The organism is Marinobacterium mangrovicola, from assembly GCF_004339595.1.
Classification (GTDB): Bacteria; Pseudomonadota; Gammaproteobacteria; order Pseudomonadales; family Balneatricaceae; genus Marinobacterium_D; species Marinobacterium_D mangrovicola.
The window spans coordinates 475719-496006 of sequence record NZ_SMFU01000007.1 but is presented as its reverse complement, the minus strand read 5'-3'; the positions used below and the strand labels follow the sequence as shown (position 1 = coordinate 496006).

The 20288-nt window shown below is 57.7% G+C and carries 19 protein-coding genes and 1 pseudogene; 8 read left to right on the top strand and 12 right to left on the bottom strand.

Annotated features, from left to right (window positions below):
• Positions 1 to 69: 69 nt before the first annotated feature.
• Complete coding sequence (locus tag CLV83_RS03115; RefSeq protein ID WP_132287354.1) at positions 70 to 969, bottom strand: aspartyl/asparaginyl beta-hydroxylase domain-containing protein; 900 nt, start codon at positions 967 to 969, stop codon at positions 70 to 72.
• 425 nt (positions 970 to 1394) lie between these two features.
• Positions 1395 to 1838 (bottom strand): hypothetical protein, encoded by a 444-nt coding sequence (locus CLV83_RS03110; protein WP_132287351.1) that lies wholly within the window; start codon positions 1836 to 1838, stop codon positions 1395 to 1397.
• A 151-nt stretch (positions 1839 to 1989) separates the two neighbouring features.
• Between CLV83_RS03110 and CLV83_RS03105 the strand changes: the two genes are divergently transcribed.
• Positions 1990 to 2898, top strand: coding sequence for an isocitrate lyase/phosphoenolpyruvate mutase family protein (locus tag CLV83_RS03105; protein WP_132287348.1), 909 nt, complete (start codon positions 1990 to 1992; stop codon positions 2896 to 2898).
• 144 nt (positions 2899 to 3042) lie between these two features.
• Here the strand turns inward: CLV83_RS03105 and CLV83_RS22900 are convergent, their stop codons facing one another.
• From CLV83_RS22900 to CLV83_RS03080, 6 genes and pseudogenes are all read right to left on the bottom strand, one after another.
• A complete protein-coding gene (locus tag CLV83_RS22900; protein ID WP_132287345.1) occupies positions 3043 to 3327 on the bottom strand; it encodes a diguanylate cyclase domain-containing protein in 285 nt (94 codons plus the stop codon).
• The gene (locus CLV83_RS03095) at positions 3281 to 4603 is read right to left on the bottom strand and encodes a diguanylate cyclase (RefSeq protein WP_132287342.1); all 1323 of its coding nucleotides are present in this window, start codon (positions 4601 to 4603) and stop codon (positions 3281 to 3283) included. Before CLV83_RS03095 ends, CLV83_RS22900 begins: the two co-directional genes overlap by 47 nt.
• A 246-nt stretch (positions 4604 to 4849) precedes the next feature.
• The gene (gene rimK / locus CLV83_RS03090) at positions 4850 to 5782 is read right to left on the bottom strand and encodes a 30S ribosomal protein S6--L-glutamate ligase (RefSeq protein ID WP_207894783.1); all 933 of its coding nucleotides are present in this window, start codon (positions 5780 to 5782) and stop codon (positions 4850 to 4852) included.
• A gap of 78 nt (positions 5783 to 5860) precedes the next feature.
• A pseudogene (locus CLV83_RS22675) lies at positions 5861 to 6259 on the bottom strand (ATP-dependent zinc protease family protein); the annotation flags it as partial.
• A 334-nt stretch (positions 6260 to 6593) separates the two neighbouring features.
• The gene (locus CLV83_RS03085; protein WP_132287336.1) at positions 6594 to 6866 is read right to left on the bottom strand and encodes a PepSY domain-containing protein; all 273 of its coding nucleotides are present in this window, start codon (positions 6864 to 6866) and stop codon (positions 6594 to 6596) included.
• A gap of 127 nt (positions 6867 to 6993) precedes the next feature.
• On the bottom strand, positions 6994 to 7428 hold the full coding sequence (locus CLV83_RS03080) for a DUF3465 domain-containing protein (RefSeq protein WP_132287333.1): 435 nt from the start codon (positions 7426 to 7428) through the stop codon (positions 6994 to 6996).
• Positions 7429 to 7642: 214 nt separating this feature from the next.
• On the opposite strand from CLV83_RS03080, the gene CLV83_RS03075 reads away from it, so the two are divergent.
• The 7 genes from CLV83_RS03075 to CLV83_RS03050 all read left to right on the top strand — a co-directional run bounded on the left by CLV83_RS03075 (position 7643) and on the right by CLV83_RS03050 (position 16942).
• A complete protein-coding gene (locus CLV83_RS03075) occupies positions 7643 to 9496 on the top strand; it encodes a sensor histidine kinase (RefSeq protein ID WP_132287330.1) in 1854 nt (617 codons plus the stop codon).
• Entirely contained in the window at positions 9493 to 10860 is a 1368-nt protein-coding gene (locus tag CLV83_RS03070) for a sigma-54-dependent transcriptional regulator (protein ID WP_132287327.1), read from the top strand. Before CLV83_RS03075 ends, CLV83_RS03070 begins: the two co-directional genes overlap by 4 nt.
• Positions 10861 to 10888: 28 nt before the next feature.
• Entirely contained in the window at positions 10889 to 11092 is a 204-nt protein-coding gene (locus CLV83_RS22670) for a hypothetical protein (protein ID WP_207894703.1), read from the top strand.
• A gap of 30 nt (positions 11093 to 11122) precedes the next feature.
• Entirely contained in the window at positions 11123 to 12145 is a 1023-nt protein-coding gene (locus CLV83_RS03065) for an ABC transporter substrate-binding protein (RefSeq protein ID WP_207894701.1), read from the top strand.
• A 614-nt stretch (positions 12146 to 12759) separates the two neighbouring features.
• A complete protein-coding gene (locus tag CLV83_RS03060) occupies positions 12760 to 14205 on the top strand; it encodes an NAD-dependent succinate-semialdehyde dehydrogenase (protein ID WP_132287324.1) in 1446 nt (481 codons plus the stop codon).
• A gap of 71 nt (positions 14206 to 14276) precedes the next feature.
• On the top strand, positions 14277 to 15431 hold the full coding sequence (locus CLV83_RS03055; RefSeq protein WP_424399118.1) for an iron-containing alcohol dehydrogenase: 1155 nt from the start codon (positions 14277 to 14279) through the stop codon (positions 15429 to 15431).
• Between the two features lie 113 nt (positions 15432 to 15544).
• Complete coding sequence (locus CLV83_RS03050) at positions 15545 to 16942, top strand: hypothetical protein (protein ID WP_132287318.1); 1398 nt, start codon at positions 15545 to 15547, stop codon at positions 16940 to 16942.
• 351 nt (positions 16943 to 17293) lie between these two features.
• Here CLV83_RS03050 and CLV83_RS03045 read toward each other — a convergent pair whose 3' ends face one another.
• From CLV83_RS03045 to CLV83_RS22550, 4 genes are all read right to left on the bottom strand, one after another.
• Positions 17294 to 18184 carry a metal ABC transporter solute-binding protein, Zn/Mn family gene (locus tag CLV83_RS03045; RefSeq protein ID WP_132287316.1) on the bottom strand — a complete coding sequence of 297 codons (891 nt, stop codon included), beginning with the start codon at positions 18182 to 18184 and terminating at the stop codon, positions 17294 to 17296.
• A 19-nt stretch (positions 18185 to 18203) separates the two neighbouring features.
• Complete coding sequence (locus tag CLV83_RS03040; protein ID WP_132287313.1) at positions 18204 to 19076, bottom strand: metal ABC transporter permease; 873 nt, start codon at positions 19074 to 19076, stop codon at positions 18204 to 18206.
• Positions 19073 to 19825, bottom strand: coding sequence for a metal ABC transporter ATP-binding protein (locus tag CLV83_RS03035; protein WP_132287310.1), 753 nt, complete (start codon positions 19823 to 19825; stop codon positions 19073 to 19075). Before CLV83_RS03035 ends, CLV83_RS03040 begins: the two co-directional genes overlap by 4 nt.
• Before the next feature lie 75 nt (positions 19826 to 19900).
• Positions 19901 to 20041, bottom strand: coding sequence for a hypothetical protein (locus CLV83_RS22550; protein ID WP_165900223.1), 141 nt, complete (start codon positions 20039 to 20041; stop codon positions 19901 to 19903).
• Between the last annotated feature and the right edge of the window lie 247 nt (positions 20042 to 20288).

Sequence of the window (20288 nt, the reverse complement as noted above, 5' to 3'; positions counted from 1 at the left end):
AAAGTAAAAAAGCCGGCTTAGAGTGCCCTAAAGACTCCCTAAGCCGGCTTTTCAATTCTGCGAAACTAATCAGAAAAAGATCCCGTAGATGATCAGCGCGTAGAGCGCATACTGGATCAGGTAATACAGCGGTTTATTAAACGCTTTGATCCTCTTACCCAGGCTGCGCACCTTGTAGATACCGGCAAAGGCACGGTTCAGGCCGCCGACCTTATCGCCATCCACGTTCTTGGTGGCCGATGCCGCCATCACAAGATTGGAAAAACCGGTATTGATCCACTGTACAGGCGCAAAACTCACCGGGCGCACCACATCCAGAAACAGCACGATGCGGTTATGATCCGTGGTGTTCTCAGCATGGTGAATATAGGTTTCATCGAACATTACCGCTTCACCGTTGCGCCAGCTGTATCGCTCGCCGTCCACCTCGATATAGCAACCATCCGATCCCGGCGTATCCAACCCCAGGTGATAACGCAGTGAGCCCGCGTAGGGGTCTCGATGTTTTACCAGGCGTGCCCCCGGTGGCAGCATCGCGAACATTGCGCCTTTCACTGAGGGGATCCGGTTGAGCAGTTCCAGTGTTTTCGGGCAGCTCTGGCGAGCAGAGTTCAGGTCTGAGCCGTACCATTTAAGGTAGTAGCGCTTCCAGCCGGTTTTAAAGAAGGAGTTGAAGCCGATATCGTCCAGATCATCCGATGCCTTGATACTCGACGCGCTGTTCAGCGCCAGCGCTTCGTCACGGATCATTTCCCAGTTCTGGGTTACCTGGTTGAGTTCTGGAAACTGACGGGTGTCGATATACGGCTTGTTACGGATTTTGGAGAAGGCATAAAACAGACAGTTAAGCGGTGCCAGCAGATTGGCGTGATCGGTCAATTTGCGGCGAAATTGTGCATGCTGCACCTTGCCGCGATTCTGTACGTAGACCGCGCAAACAACAAAAACCAGGAAAACATAAATACCCAAGGAGGCAACCCTTCAAAACGCTTTATATGAAAGCGCTAATTTACTGCATCCTGAGAACTGGACCAACCCGAACAGCGTATCCGACCCTCACAAATTCGGCCTAAAGAATGCAACGCAGGGTTTCCGTTACAACTCCGATAGTTAGGGGCCGCGCAGCGCGGCAATGCCGCTGCAGAAGCCATGCAGAGCAAACAACCAGAAATCAGCGCTACCCCGTTTGTGGATCAACTATTTTCCAGAGCACCTGAACGATGCCGGGAAACAGGCGATCTCCGACCCTAACGGACTCTGCTCAAAACATCTGCGCGCTTCCGATAAATCGATCTCGATCAACCGGAGCAGATGATCTCAGGAGCGTTGCACCTCAAATGCGTATAAACCTTTGAACAAACCTGTCTCGGAGAGCCCGGTCAAAAAGCCCCCTATTAAGATTGATAGACAGGATCAGGCAGTTCGTCACAAAGCACCTCGATATACCATTCAGGCTGCATCTCGTCGAAGTCTCTGCGGATGTTTGAAGGCAGATAGCTGGCAGAATCCAGTACCAGGGGCTGGCCCTCTTCCCGTGTGAACACCACCCAGTGCCAGAAATTTCTGCCCTCTTCCACATGATGCTTGATCGCTAGTAGCGCGAGATCCGGCAGTTCCTGCCATGAACTGAACGCAATCTCCTCCGCGGAGGCTTTTACCCCGAATTGTGCCAACAGGCGCCGCACATACTGGGTATCAGACCAGAGGGCCTTGTCCGTCGCATAGATCCCCAGACGGTTGGCCAGCGCCTTCATATCGGCATAGCTTTGACCAACAATATTGGCGACAGAGGCGATGCCGCAGCCGGTGACTTCTTCCTGAATAACGGGGGTTGGCATGGTACTTCCATAGATAAGCTGACAACCAAGATTACAGGTTGAAGCACTCCGCATCGACCCAAAGCCGCACAAATTCGGAGCAACACCGAACGCTCTAGCAGATTACCCTGGCAATTCTGTTCATTCCGATGTCAGAAACAGCAATTAGCCTATGCTTTTTAGAGCTATTCACCGTGATCGCTCCTTAACCAATTCAGCAGTAGGGTTTCCCATGACAACATTCCTTGACTCCATTAATGATGCAAAAGGGTACGAAGTTTTAGCGTCTGTGCACTGTCCTATCGCTGCCAGGATGGCCGTGGATTTGGGATTTAACTATGGGATGGTGGGTGGATCCGTCGCCTCACTGAGCATGCTGGGCACACCTGACCTGATGCTACTCACCTCCACCGAGCTCTGTGACCTCGTCAAACGAACCAGCCAGTCATCGAGCTTAAACATCATCGTTGATGGAGATGCGGGCTACGGCAACGCGCTCAACACGATGCGAACGGTGGTAGAGCTGGAAATGGCAGGTGCGAAAGCAGTCACCCTGGAAGATACCAAGCTGCCGATCTCCTATGGGCAGATGAAAACCCAGCTGATCTCACCGAAAGAGCAGGTTGATAAGTTGGCCGCGGCTCTGGATGCGAGAAGCTCTGAAAGCTTCGGCATTCTTGCCCGAACCCAGGTAGTAGCGGGTGAAGAGATCGGTGCAGTGGCTGAACGAGTTCACCAGTATGCTGAAACCGGTGTTGATGGCATCTGCCTGGCTGGTGTTACGGATCAGGACCAGCTGGAAGCCATCTCTGACGCCAGCAACAAGCCCAAAATGCTGATCACCTACGGCAAACCCAACACTCTGACCGACGAAATCTATGAGCGATGCAATGTGAAGCTGCTGTTGAGCGGTCATACCCCCTTTGAAGCCTCGATCGTTGCGACTTACCAGGCGTTATCGATGCTTGCAGGCGGCACTGTGTCACCGGATGAGCTGAACTACAAAGCGCTGATCGGGAAATACACCGAACAGGAAGGATTCGACAGTGCCATCAAAAAATACCTGAATATATCCGAATAAATATCGCCCGATACGCTGTAGGTTTTACCCGGCACCCGGCAACTTGTTTATTGCTGCTCGATATACTCGATCGGGCTATCGAGCAGCGATAGCCACCCTGAGATTGCCGCATCTAATACCGGGTTAAAAATTGGCGAATCAGGATCAAGACAGCCCCTTCCCGAAACTGACACCAAAGACCCTGTTGCGCCCTTTGGCCTTGGCCGCATAGAGACACTCATCGGCTTTCATCAGCAGATCCGCAGAGGTGGTCTCATCATCGGGTATGCATACGGCAAAGCCCACACTGATCGTTACGTAATGCGAAATTTCAGAGCATTCGTGCGGCAGCGTCAGCCTTTCGATGGCCAGCCTGAGCGACTCAGCATGTTGCCTTGCTACCTCAAAGTCCGTATTCGAAAGCAGGCAGGTAAACTCTTCCCCCCCCAAAACGCGCTATAAAATCCGAGCCTCGGGCGGAGTATTGCTGCAGTTGTTGAGCCACGGATTGCAAGCACTGATCTCCCAGCACGTGGCCATAGTGATCGTTAAATGCCTTGAAATAGTCGATATCGATCATGACGACTGCGAGCGGTATAGCGTCGCGACGGTACCTGCGCCATTCCAGATCGAAGCGTTCATCAAAGCTGCGGCGGTTGGCAACCCCGGTCAATGAGTCATGCAGCGCCAGGCTTCTCAATTCTTCATTCAAGGTATTCAATTGCTGATTCTGTTGCTGAATCAACGCTGCACTGGCTTTCTGCGCTTCGAATGTCTGCCGCTGAGTGCGCTGTAAACGGTGCATCAGAAAGCAGGACACCCCCGCAATCAGTATGAAAAACAGAAGCCGGGAAATCGCGAAGCCGCGCCAGCCCGCATAGACGGCATCCAGGTCGCGGCCAACCGCCAGAATCAGGGGATGATCGAGATTGAGGCCTGCCGGGCGGATCGTGCGCAGCGCCATCACCCGCTCCTCACCCGTGGCATAAACTTTGCCCATCAGAACATTTAAATCACGGCCGCTCTCAATATGGCGTGTAAAAAATGAACCCGGCTGAGCCAGATTTTTGCCGCGCTGACCCGTTTGCTCGGGAATCATGATCAACTGTTTCCCTTTCGAATGCGCCAACGCGGACCACATATCACTCGCATAATTGACTGATTGCAGCGTTGTACGAAAATGAAGCGGATCCACGGACGCCAGAACCACCCCGTCAAACTCGCCGTTCTCATCGACAATTTGCTTGGTGATCAGAAACACATAAACGCCAGTGACAGCCAGGACCGGTTCGCTGATATGCAGAGTATCTGGATTCTCACCGCTAAGGGTCGCTTGAAAATAGGCACGTTGCCGGTAGTTCTTATGCCGCAATTCAGGCTTGGTGGATGCGATCACGGTGCCATCACGATCGAAAACAGAAAGGTTGTTCACATCGATCAGTGCGTTTAGATAGTCTTCCAGATCATGATTGGCATGAGCCATCCCATCGTTGGCTGAACGCCAGGCCGGAACGCTGTAGCGAATGATATCGAGCACTCGACTGATCGCCGCCAACTGATCATTCAGGTAATTATCGACGATCTGCGTCTGGGCCGTTAAGCGCTCGTACTCTTGCGCTTGAACATCAAACCTTCGCTCAACAACCGACCACGACAAGTAGCTGCCCAGCACAACCAAGCTGAAGAGTAGCGTCAGCCACTCAAGTCGGGAACGGTATGAGGCCATCTAACTGCTCAGCCTGTAGAGAAGAATTTAGTATCTATTTATAAGCAAATTCTAATGCTGAGCATAGGCCATTAATCGAAAACTTACCCTGGGCACCCGTGATAGATTTGTGCAGCTGACGATCACTTAGACGCAAAAGCGGTTTGCCGACCCGCTCTACTGAACTTTGCACACAAAAAAGCAGCCTTGCGGCTGCTTGATATCTGGGTGACTTAAACCCTACGATGCCTTCGGTAGCACCGAAAGCTAGCTCTCGGTATCGGCCGGATCCGCGTCCGCCGGCGTACCCAGCACCTTTTTCCAGCCCAGTTTTTTCTCGATGGAGGCGATCATCATGCCGGCGATATCCTTCGCGGTAGCGGCTTCGATCCCTTCCAGGCCCGGTGAAGAGTTTACCTCCAGCAGCAGAGGGCCGTTCTTCGAACGGATGATATCCACGCCGGCGATATCCAGCCCCAGCGCCTTGGCAGCGGTAATGGAAAGCTTGCGCTCTTCCGGGGTGATCTTAACGATGCTCGCGGTACCGCCCTGATGGATATTGGCGCGGAATTCACCGGGTGCGGCAGTCCGCTGGATAGAAGCGACCACCTTGCCATCGATCACGAAGCAGCGGATATCCTTGCCGTCGGCCTCCTTGATGAACTCCTGCACCAGCAGATTGGCACGCAGCGCCTTAAAGGCGTTGATCACACTTTCTGCGGCCTTCTTAGTTTCCGCCAGGACCACACCACGACCCTGGGTACCTTCCAGCAGCTTCACGATCAGCGGCGCACCACCCACCATTTCGATCAGGTCGTTGGTGTCCATTGGAGAATTGGCAAAACCGGTCGTCGGAATATTGATACCGCTTTTCAGCATCAACTGCAGCGAGAACAGCTTATCGCGGCTTTTGATCACCGAATCCGAAGTATTGGTAGTCAGTACGCCCATGCTTTCGAACTGACGCGCCAGCGCACAGCCGTAGAAGGTGACGCTGGGGCGAATGCGTGTCACCACCGCATCCAGATCCTGCAACACCTTGCCACCACGGTAGTGCGCTTCCGGATTTTTGGCATCCAGCTTCATGTAGCACTGTTTGATGTCGAGGAAGACCATCTCGTGGCCGCGTTCTTCACCGGCTTCCAGAATCCGCTGGTTGCTGTAGAGATCAGGATTGCTGGCCATCAGCGCAATCTTCAGACCGCTGCGTACCGTGTCACCACGGGCATAAAGCTTTTGCAGCTCATCGCTGCTGCGCTCGCCCATACAGAAGCTGTTCGCCGGATCGATCAGGAAACGACCGGTCATCGCCTCGCGGCCCAGCAGCATGCGATAACCCATGGAATCGCGGTTGGCCAGCGTCAGCTCGATCTCCCAGCGCTCTTCGCCAAGTTCCATAGGCACGGAGATCACGTACCGGGTTTCGGAGATACCGCTGGAGCTTTTCACCGAACGCTTGTCGACTACCTGCCGTTCACAGCGGATGGAGGTACGACGGTTGTTCTGCAGCGGGTGCACCTCAAAACTGACCCAGAGCTCACCGTTACGACGGAAGGTCTGAATGTTGAACGCATGGATAGAAGAGGTTTTCGCACCCGAGTCGATACGCGCCTTGATCGCCGGCAGACCCAGCTCGGAAAAGGAACACCACTCTTCACTACCGATAATTGCTTTCACGCTTAGTAATCCTGCTAAGAATATCACCCGGCTGCCGGGTCAGAATGTCGCGCAGTCTATCCGGGAACTGCAGCCACGAACATAGTTTTCCATCAATGTTTTCACACCAGTAACGCCCTCGCCCGAGGGTTCCGAAAACAATCTGAAAAAACACACTCATATCATTCATTTATGAAGGATTTAGGGCGACTAAAAAAGCCAAACACATACTGCGCTGCTGTAAGGGTAGAACGAAACAGGGCCGCAGGCTGCATCCCCCTCCTGTCGGCGGACACGGCCCACGGCCCTGCTTCCAAGCTAAAAGCTCAGTCTCGGCTGTCAGTAGCTGCGCTGATCAGTCGTCGCGACGATCCGACAGCACGTTGCCGTTCATCGGATCGACCCGCAGCTCCCGCTGCTCATTGTTCTTATAGGCTTCAACTTCCCAGACACCATCGTCCATGGAGATCTCGGTGATCGGTGCATAACCCTGAGACTCAATAGTAGTCACGATCTCTGCCAGGGGCAGCGAATCCGCAGGCGGCTTCTCGCTGGCTACCGCCGCCGAAACACCAAACAGAGATGCTGCGACCGATGCAGTGGCAATCGTTAGATGACGAGTCTTCATGTGGCTCTCCTTTTCTCGCGGATGAAACAGATTTCTTTGCTGTTGTCCGCTGTGACAGCTTTACAGAACTCAGGTTTCATCAAGCTGCACATGGGAGAGTTAACAATGTGAAAAACGGTCAAAGCTGTTACTCGTAAGTAACACCCTCATGCCTGAGCCAGCCACCGACATGACGTCCGCCCGGGTCATGATGGGTCCAGTGCACTACCCCGCCCTTATCGTTCCATTCGTACTCGCCGTAGAACCTGACCTGGTCCCCTTCCCTCAGGCCAGGGATGCGCGGCGCCAGATCGATATTGTGCGCGACCAGGATCGTCTGTCCCGTTGCCAGCTGCAGAATAAAGCGCTGATGCTGACTGCCCTTGGTATCATCCGGCAGCACCTTGATCACCCGACCTTCGCCCTCAACCTGGTAGTCGCTGAGCTGCTGTTCGAAGGCGCGGGTGAGTTGATCATCGCCGGCGCTGCTTTGTTGGGTATAGGATTCAAACAGCCCCGGGTTGCGGTCGAGATAACCGTAGGCCAGCGCACCGAACAGCAGAACGATCAGCAGTTTTTTCATGACACTCTGGCTTCCTGTGCTTGTGGGACTGCTTAATTAATGGATCAGGCGATACTGATCGGTTTCGCGAGTGATGCCAAGCCGAAGATCGATCATGCTGCTCTAGCTTCGGGCCAAGCCAATGTACCAAGCCCTTGAGTCTTAGCTGCGCTTAGCCGACCATAGCGCCAGTTTCAACAGGCCCGCACGCCACTGACTCAACCGGAAACCACCTTTGACCATCAACTTGTCCTCAGAAACCGGTAACGATAACAGCAGCGCTTCGCCGCATCCCTACCGGATGTCGACGCGTTACCTCTGGCTGTCACTGGTGGCCGCACTGGTGCCGCTGCTCTCGTTCGCGGCGCTGTATGACGGGTACTTTTCCCAGCTGGTCACTCGCATCACCGATGAGCGCCTTGCCACCCGCATGGCCGCGACAGAAAACGAGTTCAGCGTTTATCTGAAAGAGCGCCAGTATGAACTGGCAACCCTGGCGGATCAGTTCGACGATCCGCGCATTTTCACCCCGGGCGGTGCCGCCTATCTGCCGCGGGAACTGCGCGATCTGCTGACTCTGCAGGCGGAGCATCAGACGCTCTACGGTATCGCCTTTTTCGATGCGCAACAGAACCTGGTCTGGACCTTCCCGGAAGATGCACTCAACAAAGAGCGCTACACCCGGATGCGCGATATGCCGGTGAGCCAGTTCGACAATGTGGAACTGATCGGTCCGGAACCACACAGCTGGAGCCGCCCGCCGGCGCTGCTGATGCGTGGTGACGTACAGACATCCACGTTGGAACAGGAGACGCATTCGCCCTCGATTGCGCTGATCCTGCGCTTCAACACGCTGACGGCGATCCCGCGCACGCTGCAGGTCGGCGGCGTATTCAAGCCACTGATCAGCGTACCGGACGGGCGCACCTACGATATCGTCGGTCAGCCGGTGGACAGCGCCCAGAAGATCATCTCCCGCTACCAGATGGCGCCGGGCTGGACCCTGCAGCTGGTTCAGAACCGGGAGCTGGTAGAACCACCCAGCGCGCAGATGCGCTATTGGCTGATCCTGCTGGTGATCGGCACCGCTGCCGCGCTACTGATCATTCACCTGGCGATCTCCCGTCGGCTCAAGCGTCAGGTCGATACGCTGGTAAACAGTGTTGAACAGGTCGCTGCCGGCGATCTGGAAAGTCCCATCGCCCAGGTTTCCAGCGACGAGATGAGCCGCCTGACCCAGTCCATCGAGCGGATGCGTCATCAGCTCAAACAGGTGATCCGCTCGACACTGGAGATCGAGCGTCAGGCATCCCTCGGCCAGGTGGCAGCCGGCCTTGCCCACGATATCCGCAACCCGCTGACCACCATGCATACCACGCTGCAGGCGCTGGTAAGGCGCGAGCCAAACCCGGAGCATCGGGAGATGCTGCTGATGCTTGATGAGGAGATCGACCGGGTGAACGATGTCATCGGCAACCTGCTCAACTTTGCCCGCCCCCGTGACCCTCAGAGGGAGTTGGTAGCCCTGCCGGAACTGTTCGACAGCCTGACTGCGCTGGTCAACGCCTCGGCACGGCGGCAGAATGTTTTCATCGATATCGACTGCCCCGAAGGTCTCAGCGTTTATGCGGATACCGGTCAGCTGCGCCAGATCCTGATGAACCTGACCCTGAACGCTCTGCAGGCGATGCGCGGCGGCGGCAGAATTACCTACTCCGCCAGTCAGAGCGACAAGGACACAGCGCTGTACGTCAGTGATAACGGCCCCGGCATGCCCGAAGAGATACTCAGCCGCGCCACGGAGCCGTTCTTCACCACCAAGGAGACCGGCACCGGGCTGGGGCTGGCGATCTGCCAGACACTGGCGGTGCGCAACGGTGCTCAGCTGAGCATCGAAACCGCCACGGGAAACAGCGATAGCAGCAAAGAGATAACAGCCGGCACACGGGTAACCCTCAGGTTCCCGCACTGCGATAATGAACAAATAAAGACTGCAGATACCCCAACGCTTTCTGCATCTACGTTTTCTAACTCAAAGCACTCTACCCCAAAGCTCTTTACCTCCAATAATAAGGAACCCCAGGCATGAGTACTGTCAGTGTGCTGGTGATCGACGACGAGCATAACCTGGTGCGCAGCATCCGTTTTGCCTTGCACGATGAGCAGATGACCGTGGTCGGAGCCCATACCGGTGCCGAGGGTCTCGCCATGGCCGAGACCACCCAGCCCGATGTGATTCTGCTCGATCTGGGGCTGCCGGATATCTCCGGCCTGGAAGTGCTGACGCAACTGAAAGCCGCCCATCCGGAAGTGCCGGTGATCATGATCTCCGCCCACGGCGATACCCGCGCCGCGGTGAAAGCGGTAAAGGATGGCGCCATCGACTACCTCACCAAACCATTCGATTGGGACGAGCTGGTGCTGCAGATCCGTCGCTCCAGCGAACACTCCCGCATGGCGCGCGAGCTCGCCTTTCTGCGCCGTCAGCAGAGCCATACCCGCAGGCTCGTCGGCTACAGCCAGCCGATGCAGCGGCTGCACCAGATGATCGAACAGGTGGGTGGCAGCAGCGCCAAAACCCTACTTATTACCGGTCCTTCGGGCACCGGCAAGGCGTTGATCGCCCGTAGCCTGCACGATATCCGCTTTAAGGATGGCCCCTTTATCGAGGTCAACTGTGCCGCCCTGCCGGAGCAGCTGATCGAGGCCGAGCTGTTCGGTGCGGAACGCGGCGCCTATACCGGCGCCAACCAGCGCCGCACCGGCCTTATTGGTTTGGCAGACGGCGGCACCCTGTTCCTGGATGAGATTGGTGAACTGCCGCTACCGCTGCAGGCCAAACTGCTCAGTTTTCTGGAAAACCGCAGCTACCGCCCCATCGGCGGCTGTCGTGAACTCCAGGCCGAAGTGCTGGTGATCGCCGCCACCAACCGTGACCTCAAGGCCGAGGTCGATGCCGGCAGCTTCCGCTCCGACCTCTACTTCCGCCTCAATGTACTGCCGATTCAGGCGCCGCCATTGCACGAACGCCGCGAGGATGTGGAACTGCTGATCAAGTATTTCAGCGAGCTGTTCGCGACCCAGGAGGGCTGCGCCCAACCGATCTGGAGCCCTGGGGTCATCAAGCGTCTGCAGCACTATGACTGGCCTGGCAACGTGCGTGAGCTGCGTAACCTGGTGGAGCGGATGACGATCCTTTACCCCGGTGAGGAGATTCAGCCGCACCTGCTGCCCGATGACTATCTCGGCACCGTGGAGCCTGAGCAGCCGCCGGTGGATGATTACACCGACGCCGTTGAAGCCCGCGAACGGGAGCTGATTCTGGAAGCCCTGCGTGAAACCGGTGGACGTAAAGGCCAGGCCGCAGAGCGTCTCGGAATCTCGCGTCACGCACTGAAGCGCCGTATCCAGCGGCTTGGACTTGAGGGACCGGTTTTGAGGGATAAGCCTTGAGGAATAAGTTTTGAGGGGGAAGCCTGCCGTGTTGTGCCGCTCTCTGATGACCTTGTCCATAGTGATGGCACTGAGCGCCGTCACCGGCGTCCGCCAGGCACAGGCAGAACTAGCCATCGGCGCATCAGCGGAAGAAGCCGAAGTCACCGTGGGCTGCCTGTTTCCGCTCAACGGACGCGGCGGGCTTTACGGCAAGGACAGCGCCGTGGGGATCAGGCTGGCATTCGAGTGACTCGCCCAGCAGGAAAGCGACTACCCCAAAATGCGGGTGCTGATCGAGGACAGTCGCTCCAAGCCCTCCCGCGCCACCCGGCTGGTACGCGATTTTGTGCAGGATGAAGGCGCCCGGTTTATCTGCGGCGTGGTTAACTCCTCCATCGCCTGGCAGGTATCCCAGGTTGCTCAGACAGAGAAAGCCTTCTTTATCGGCACCGATCACGGCTCTTCCCGGCTCACCGATGGCGAGGTATCGCCCTACTATTTCCGCCTGAATAACAACAGCCGCCAGTCGATGGAAGCGGCTGCCGCCTATATCCGTGACCGCTTCAGCAACTCGCAGCGCCGCACCCTGCGCATCTCCTACCTGGGGCCGGATTACGACTACGGCTACAGCATGCTGGCCGATCTGCGCCGTTCGCTCACCAACGTGGGTGTGCGCTATGAGCTGGTCACGACGCTCTGGCCCAGGCTTTACGAACCCGATTACACCCCGCATATCCAGGCATTGATCGAGCAGCCCACGGACCTGATCGTCAACTCGCTCTGGGGCGGTGATCTGGTCGCCTTTATCCAGCAGGCCAATAAAACCGAGCTGTTTGATCACGCCCCCTTTGCCAACTTTGATACCGGCGGCAACTACGAGGTGCTCTCGGCGTTGGGCCAGGATATGCCCAATGGCCTGATCCTGGCGGCACGCCACCACAACAACTGGCCGGATACACCCTACAACCGCTGGTTCACCCGGCGCTTTTTCGAGCTGAGCGGGCGCTACCCGTCCTATGCGGCCGAAGGCGCCTACGCCGGCATTCTCTCCATTGCCGAAACCGCCCGCCAGGCAGGGCCGGATGCCAGTGACGAGAAAATCCGCCAGACACTTGAACAGCTCAAGCTCAAGCTGCCGGAAGATCCACCGGGGTTCACTTCCTATATGGATGCCGAGACTCACCAGATCCAGCAGGTGATCTCCATCGGCGTCAGCGCCCCGGATACCAGCCTGCCTCCGGCAACCCACCTGCTGACCGACTGGAAATCCTACGCACCTGACGCTCTAAAGCAGCCCCGCTAGACAACCCCTGGCTGCTGCAGTGCGCTGTTCAGAGCCAGCGCTCCAAACGTAAAAACCGAGCGGTATCCGCTCATCCCTCTCGCCCATTCCGAGCGGATACCGCTCACCACTCCGCTCAAAAAAATTCGCCATGCACTTAAGTCAATTTAAAACAATGACTTAGAACAATAACAAAAACTGGCATCCCGGTTGCTATAGAAGAGCAGCACGAATCCAAGCTGCGCGGTTAAACAGTTCATTAAAGAAATTGCGCGCAGCCACAAGCTAAGCACGACCCCAAAGGCCAAGAGCCCGAGTACGTACCCCAGTACCTACTACAAGAACAATGAGGCGACCCCAAATGCTTACACGTACATCAGCTACCTCAGCACCTCTACCCGGCGATGCCAAGCCATCCGGCAATCAGCCGCACACTGCATTCCTGTCCCTGTTGATGACGGCCCAATCTGCGCGCCGGTCGACAGGTCGATCACCCAGCATCTAGCCCGAAGCCAAGGCTTCAAGCTGACATTCAGCCCCCAGGCGTTTGCGCGCCGTTAGCCGGGGCGGACTCTGGTTGTGCGCTTTACATTGCGCATGACATGTAAATCCATACGACCGAACTGGAGTTGGTTATGACCACACTGAAAGACCCCTCTTTGCTGAAAAACCGCTGCCTGATCAATGGCGAGTGGGTTGAAGCCGCGTCCAAGGAAACACTGCAGGTCACCAACCCTGCCAATGGCAGCGTTGTGGGCGAGATTCCCAAGCTGTCTCCTGAAGAGATTCCGGCAGTCATCGAGGCGTCCAAGGTTGCTCAGATAGCCTGGGCTGCACGCCCGGCCAAGGAGCGCTCTGCCCTGCTGCGTCGCTGGTTTGAAATGCTCAACGAAAACGCCGATGACCTGGCGCTGATCATGACCTCCGAGCAGGGCAAACCGCTGACCGAAGCCAAGGGCGAAATTGGCTATGCGGCCTCCTTCGTGGAGTGGTTCGCTGAAGAAGCCAAGCGCGTTTACGGCGATACCATCCCGGCGCCGCGTGCCGACCAGCGCCTCACCGTGCTGCGCCAACCGATCGGCGTGACCGCTGCGATCACACCGTGGAACTTCCCGGCGGCGATGATCACCCGCAAGGCCGCGCCTGCCCTGGCCGCCGGCTGCTCCATGATCGTCCGTCCCGCTGACCTGACTCCGCTGACCGCACTGGCACTGGGCGAACTGGCCCAGCGTGCCGGCATCCCGGCGGGCGTACTGCAGATCATTACCGGTTCTGCCAGCAAGCTCGGCAAGGTGCTGACCGACAGCGACGACGTCACCAAGCTCTCTTTCACCGGTTCCACCGAAGTGGGTCGCCTGCTGATGGCCCAGTGCGCACCGACCATCAAGAAGCTGTCGCTGGAACTGGGCGGCAACGCACCGTTCATCGTGTTTGACGACGCCGACCTGGATAAAGCCGTTGAAGGCGCCATGGCCTCCAAATACCGCAACGCCGGCCAGACCTGCGTCTGCGCCAACCGCATCCTGGTTCAGCGCGATGTCTACGATCAGTTCGCCGAAAAACTGGCAGCCCGAGTCAGCGCTCTGAAGATCGGTGCCGGCACCGAAGCAGGCGTGGAAATCGGCCCGATGATCGAAGAGAAAGCGATCACCAAGGTTGAAGAGCACATCGAAGACGCCGTCTCCAAGGGCGCCACCCTGATCCAGGGCGGCGAGCGCCTCGGCGGCCTGTTCCTGAAGCCTGCGATCCTCACCGGCGTGACTACCGAAATGAAGGTCGCCCAGGAAGAGACCTTCGGCCCACTGGCTCCCCTGTTCGCCTTCGATACCGAAGAGGAAGCGCTGGCCATGGCCAACGACACCATCTTTGGCCTCGCTGCTTACTTCTACACCAATGACCACGGCCGCATGATCCGCGTCTCCGAAGGCCTGGACTACGGCATGGTCGGCCACAACACCGGCCTGATCTCCAACGAGGTCGCTCCTTTCGGTGGCGTGAAGCAGTCCGGCCTGGGTCGTGAAGGCTCCAAGTACGGCATCGAGGAATATCTGGAACTCAAATACGTCTGCAGCGCGCTGTAAGGCAACCACTGACGGGCGCTACCCCGGCGCCCACACCTATTCTGCAGGAGAAAAACAAGATGACTGAAGGTATCAAGCCTTTCACTTTCGACACCCCGGGATCGATGCACCTGGAATGGGGCAGCGCCCGCCGCCTTGGCGAACTGCTGGCGTCCCGTTTCGAACAGCGCAACCTGCTGATCGTCACCGACAAGTTTCTGCACGAAAACGGCCTGCTGGACCCGGCCAAGGAATCTCTGAAAGCCCAGGGCTTCACCGTCTCCGTATTCGATGATGTGGTGGCCGATCCGCCCGAAGCGGTACTGATGCAATGTGTCGATCGTGCCAAGAGCGCCGGTGCGGACATCGTGCTGGGCCTGGGCGGCGGTTCATCCATGGATGTGGCCAAGCTGGTCGCCGTGATGCTGAAGTCCGAGCAGCCGCTGTCCGAGCTGTACGGTATCGGCAACGTCAAAGGCGAGCGCGCGCCGCTGATCCAGGTGCCGACCACCTCCGGTACCGGCTCAGAAGTCACCAACATCACCATCCTGACCACCGGCGAAACCACCAAAATGGGTGTGGTTGCGCAGCAGCTTTACGCTGACCTGGTGCTGCTGGATGCCGAACTGACCGTGGGTCTGCCGGCCGGCGCCACCGCAGCCACCGGTATCGATGCCATGGTTCACGCCATCGAGTCATACACCTCTGCGCACAAGAAAAACCCGCTGTCCGATGCGCTGGCCAAAGAAGCCCTGACGCTGCTGACCAACAACCTGATCACCGCCTGCACCGACGGCAGCAACCGCGCTGCCCGTGAAGCGATGCTGCTGGGTTCCAACCTGGCCGGCCAGGCGTTCTCCAACTCTCCGGTTGCAGCCGTTCACGCCCTGGCTTACCCGCTGGGCGGCCACTACCACCTGCCGCACGGCCTGACCAACGCGCTGATGCTGGGTCCTGTGCTGCGCTTCAACATGGCTGAAGCCGCACCGCTGTACGCGGAACTGGCCGATCACCTGCTGGGTAAATCCGATGCCGATGTGGCCACCCGCTCCGCCGCCTTCGTTGAACACATGCAGGACCTGATGAACCGCTCCGGCGCGCCGCAGCGTCTGCGTGACGTGGAAGTCACCGAAGAGAGCCTGCCGACTCTGGCCAAGGACGCCATGCTGCAGACCCGTCTGCTGCAGAACAACCCGGTGGAAGTCACCGAGGCCGACGCGCTCGCGCTGTACAAGGAAGCGTTCTAACAGCGTGTCGCACTGAGCGCCCGGACCTTAACCCGGGGCCGGGCGCTGTTACACACAAACCCTGAAAACCCCTGAACCTAATAACTCTTAACCTAATAACCAGAGACACAAAAATGCATAAACAACGTGTGGATGGCCAGGAAACCCCATATTGGGGCGCCGGACCTTTCAAGATCCGTCTGCCCTTTATTCACTACCGCATCGAATGGCCGGATTACTTCCAGGGCCTGCTGATGTGCGCCGTCGACCTCGCGGCGATTCCGTTGATGACCGAGCTCCTGGGCATGCCGTTTGAGGTCGCCCTGGCCGTGGTCATGATGAACGGCCTGCTCTACCTGACTCACCACCTGTTCGGCGACCCGGTTGTCCCCGGCTGGATTACGCCTGCTATTCCTCTGCTGATGGCCTACTGCGCCTCGTTCCCGGAGGGCGAAGAGCGGATTTATGCGTTGATATCCTTCCAGCTATTACTCGGTCTCTTTTCTATAGGGATAGGCGCCACAGGTATGGCGCACCGCGTAGTCAGCGCCATACCCCAGGCGATCAAGTCCGGGGTTATCATCGGTGCCGGTATCGCCGCGGTTATCGCGGTGTTCAAGGTGGACGGTCGTTTCGACACCTACCCGATCACCATCTCCGTGGCTGTGGGCATCGCCTTCTACGTAATCTTTTCGCGCCATTTCCAGCGCATCAAGCACAGCAACCCGGTGCTTAGCCTGATCGGCAAACTGGGCGTATTCCCGATTGTCGCCCTGGCTATCGTCATCGCGCCGACCGTGGGCGAAACCTCCTGGCCGCAGATCGAGTGGGGATTCTCTTCACCAGACTTCATTACACTGTGGAATGAGTACACTGTGTTCGGCCTCGGCTTCCCGCCGATCGAGATGTTCGTAACCGCAATTCCGACCGTACTGGCCGCCTACATCGTCCTGTTCGGTGACGTACTGCAGAGCCGCGCGATCCTCGAAGAAGCGGATCATGAGCGCCCCGACGAGAAAGTGGATTACAGCCCGGACCGTGCTCACATGATCTTCGGTGCGCGTAACTCCATCATGTCCATTCTCGGCCCGGACGTGGTGATGTGCGGCCCGCTCTGGTCAGCAATGCACGTGGTTATCGTTGAGCGCTTCACCCAGGGCAAACGCGCCATGTACTCGCTGATCGGTGGTGCCGGCTCATTCCGCTGGGGGACCAACACCGGCCTGCTGTTCATGCCGATCGTTACCCTGGTGCAGCCGATTCTCGGCGTGGCACTGGCACTGACCCTGCTGATCCAGGGCTACGTATCCGTCCGTATCGGTGTGATGGAAGCGCGCTCACAGCGTGATCTGGGTATCGCCGGCGTCGTTGCTGCTGTGCTCGCTACCCGTGGCGCGACCTGGGCCTTCGCCGTTGGCGTGGTGCTCTGCCTGCTGGTTTACGGTCGCGACTTCTTCAAGGGTGAGACCGACGAAACCTTCGTTAAGGATCAGAAGGAAGACACTCTCGTGAAGGATCAGGAAGCTGCCTGATTGCTTGCGTGCCGGCCTCACCCCCGCCGGCGCGCCTTTTTCTGCCTAAACGCTAGCGGTCATTGCGACTGCTAGCGTTTTTTTTGGCCGCATGACCTTACTACTGCCGCCCCATGCCGTGGAACATGCCGCCAAACAGCATCGACAGCGCGCTGAAGATCAGGCTGATTTTGGGTGCCCAAATAAAAGAAAACCCGACAGGCTTTCGCCTGTCAGGCTAAAACTGGCCAAGGCCAGTGCAAGACCCCGGTGCTCACGCTGGGATAGCGAACCGGCTATTGTCGCAACCGGGGGACCTCTACCCTTTCAATCCTGCCCCGCCTTTTTCCTGGTGGAACAATTGACCCTCATTTACTCGGCGATCGCGCTCAAAATCTGCGACGTGTTGAAGTTCATCAGTTCGATATAGGTCGGGGCCACACCGTCTGCCGCGGAGAGCGCTTCGGGATAAAGCTCCCCACCGGACTTGGCGCCAGTGGCATTGGCGATCTGCTCAACCAGGCGACCATCGTTAGAGCTTTCGATAAAGTAGACTTTAACGCCCTCTTCCTTGATCTGATCGATCAGGCGCGCCACCTCTCCGGCCGAAGCCTCGGTTTCGGTGGAAACACCCAGCGGTGACATAAACTGCACGCCGTATTCTGCTGTGTAGTAACCGAAGGCGTCATGGCTGGTCAGTACCTTACGCGCCTCTTCCGGCACGGCGTCGATTTTCGCCTTGATATCGGCATCCAGCGCCTGGATCTTCTGGCGGTAAGCATCCGCACTCTGATGGATCGCGGCTGCATCTTCCGGTGCGGCGGCAACCAGCGCCTGCTCGATATTATCGATCCATACCAGCACGTTGGCTGCACTATTCCATACGTGCGGATCGATAATGGTTTCACCGTCCTCCTCGAAAGTATGGGTCGCGATACCATCTGAGACGATCACCGGCGTCTGGGTGTTGCCGCTCGCCTCGGCCAGGCGCTCAAACCAGATCTCCAAATTTTCACCGCTGAGGAAGGTCACATCCGCCTGCTTGAGAGCACGGGCATTTTCCGGCGAGGGCTCGAAGTCATGCGGGTCGCCATTGGCCGGCACCAGCGAGGTGACATTGACCTGATCGCCTCCCACGTTCTTCACCACATCCGCCAGCACCGTGAAGCTCGCCACAACATCCAGGGTATCGGCCTGAACCGGCATGGCGGCAGACAGGGTAAAAGCGGCGGGAACGGCAAGCGCCAGAAAACGTTTTTTCATTACTTCAAACTCCACAGGGTTAGCCCGTCAGATGCGAGCGTTTTACAAAATGCCAGAGCGCGCCACTGGGGCTGAAAATCAGTGACAATGCATAAATGAGACTGGCGGTCAGAATGATCGACGGACCGGAGGCGGTGCTCAGATGATAAGAGGCCAGCAGGCCGATCAGGCCCGAGAGCGAGGCGCAACCGGCCGCCACCGCGAACATACCCGGCAACGTGCGCGCCCAGAGCTGCGCAATCGCCGCCGGCAGCATCATCAACCCCACCGCCATTAGCGTGCCCAGCGCCTGAAAGCCGGCCACCAGGTTCAGTACCACCAACAGCAGGAAGATGATGTGATAAAAAGACCCCATACCTCCGACGGCACGCAGGAAACCAGGGTCAAAACACTCGGCGACCAGAGGCCGGTAGACCAGCGCCAGCACCAGCAGCGAAAAGGACGCGATACCGGCCACCAGGTAAACCGCCTGCGCATTCACCGCGAGAATGGTGCCAAACAGAATATGCAGCAGATCCAGGTTGGAACCGTGCAGCGAGACGATCAAAACACCCAGCGCCAGCGAGGTTAGATAAAAGCTGGCAAAACTGGCGTCCTCTTTCAGCTTGGTGGTGCGACTGACCAACCCAGCCAGCAGCGCCACGCTGAGCCCGGCCACCAGCCCGCCGATCCCCATCGCCAGCAGCGATAATCCACCGGCCACCAGGAAACCGATCGCCGCACCGGGCAGCACCGCATGGCTCATGGCATCGCCTACCAATGACATACGCCTTAGCATCAACAGCACACCCACCGGGCCAGACCCCAGCCCCAGCGCCATGGACGCCACAAGCGCTCGGCGCATAAAGCCGTACTCCACAAAGGGCTCGACGACCGCCGTGTACAGCATCATTGGACCGCCTCCGGACGCGTACAAATATGAGCGGATTCATCCCAGGATTCTGCCATCGCCCGCGCGCGAACCAGATTAGTCTCGGTCAGCGTATGCGCCGTCGGGCCCCAGCCGATCAGCTCCCGCGCCAGCAGCAATGTATTTGGAAAGTAGGCCCGCACCTGATCAAAATCGTGCAGCACCGCGATCACCGTGCGTCCCTCGTCTTGCCAGCGCACCACGATCTCCAGCAGATCCCGGGTGGTGCGCGCATCGATGGCGGTAAACGGCTCATCCAGCACAATCACCCGCGCATCCTGCAGCAGCAGACGTGCAAACAGCACCCGTTGAAACTGGCCCGCCGAAAGCGCACCCACGGCACGACGTTCGAATCCTTCAAGCCCCACGGCGGCCAGCGCATGCTGCGCCCGTTTGGCGATATCGCGCTTAACGCCACCGAAAGGGCCTATCTGACGCCAAGCCCCCAGGATCACCGCGTCCGCTACAGTGATCGGGAATTGCCGGTCAATCTCCGCGGCCTGGGGCAGATAACCCAGCTCCCGCACCGACAGACCACTGCGACTTATCTGCCCCTCTACCGGCGACAGCTCACCCATCAACGCCTTCAGCAGTGTCGATTTGCCAGCACCGTTAGGCCCGGTAATTGCCGTCAGACTGCCCGGCTCAAAGGCGCCGGAAAGGTGATGCACCGCCGGATGACGATCATAGGCCAGGGTGACGTTATCGAATTGTATGGGTGCGATACTCATGGCATGGGCCCGAAAGGTGGCTCTTAAAACTGGCTGGTAAAGTTGGCTGTTAAAGCTGTCTGGCAAAGAAAGGCTTCAAGGCAGAGAGACGGCCCAACCAACAGCGATCCAGAGCACTGCAAGCAGCAGCGTAATGCCGGCAAAACGATGGATAACCGGCAAGGCAAACAATGAGAAGCTAAACGGATCGCGAGGTTTCAAGGAGAAAGGTTTCATTGAGGGATGTTCCAGGCAACGGCTCGATTTCTATAAATGTTACATTATAACGTTTCATAAAATAAAGAGAGCCAGGCGAAAGAATTTGAAAACCCTAAGCCAGCCGCGCGACCGGGAGATCTCAAAGCGAAACGGGATAAGGCGAAAGGAAGCCGCAAGCCCGGCATTTAACGCAGCACTCGGGGCCTGCCAAAGGGCCAGGCGGCATTCGAGCTAGTAGGGTTTAGGACTAAGGGGCTTAGACCTC

Bases quoted from the DNA above. Each gene is read 5' to 3' on its own strand.
- CLV83_RS03110 (WP_132287351.1), bottom strand. From the start codon at position 1,838: ATGCCAACCCCCGTTATTCAGGAAGAAGTCACCGGCTGCGGCATCGCC.
- CLV83_RS03105 (WP_132287348.1), top strand. From the start codon at position 1,990: ATGCTTTTTAGAGCTATTCACCGTGATCGCTCCTTAACCAATTCAGCA.
- CLV83_RS03095 (WP_132287342.1), bottom strand. From the start codon at position 4,603: ATGGCCTCATACCGTTCCCGACTTGAGTGGCTGACGCTACTCTTCAGC.
- CLV83_RS03085 (WP_132287336.1), bottom strand. From the start codon at position 6,866: ATGAAGACTCGTCATCTAACGATTGCCACTGCATCGGTCGCAGCATCT.
- CLV83_RS03080 (WP_132287333.1), bottom strand. From the start codon at position 7,428: ATGAAAAAACTGCTGATCGTTCTGCTGTTCGGTGCGCTGGCCTACGGT.
- CLV83_RS03070 (WP_132287327.1), top strand. From the start codon at position 9,493: ATGAGTACTGTCAGTGTGCTGGTGATCGACGACGAGCATAACCTGGTG.
- CLV83_RS03065 (WP_207894701.1), top strand. From the start codon at position 11,123: ATGCGGGTGCTGATCGAGGACAGTCGCTCCAAGCCCTCCCGCGCCACC.
- CLV83_RS03060 (WP_132287324.1), top strand. From the start codon at position 12,760: ATGACCACACTGAAAGACCCCTCTTTGCTGAAAAACCGCTGCCTGATC.
- CLV83_RS03050 (WP_132287318.1), top strand. From the start codon at position 15,545: ATGCATAAACAACGTGTGGATGGCCAGGAAACCCCATATTGGGGCGCC.
- CLV83_RS03045 (WP_132287316.1), bottom strand. From the start codon at position 18,184: ATGAAAAAACGTTTTCTGGCGCTTGCCGTTCCCGCCGCTTTTACCCTG.
- CLV83_RS03040 (WP_132287313.1), bottom strand. From the start codon at position 19,076: ATGATGCTGTACACGGCGGTCGTCGAGCCCTTTGTGGAGTACGGCTTT.
- CLV83_RS03035 (WP_132287310.1), bottom strand. From the start codon at position 19,825: ATGAGTATCGCACCCATACAATTCGATAACGTCACCCTGGCCTATGAT.
- CLV83_RS22550 (WP_165900223.1), bottom strand. From the start codon at position 20,041: ATGAAACCTTTCTCCTTGAAACCTCGCGATCCGTTTAGCTTCTCATTG.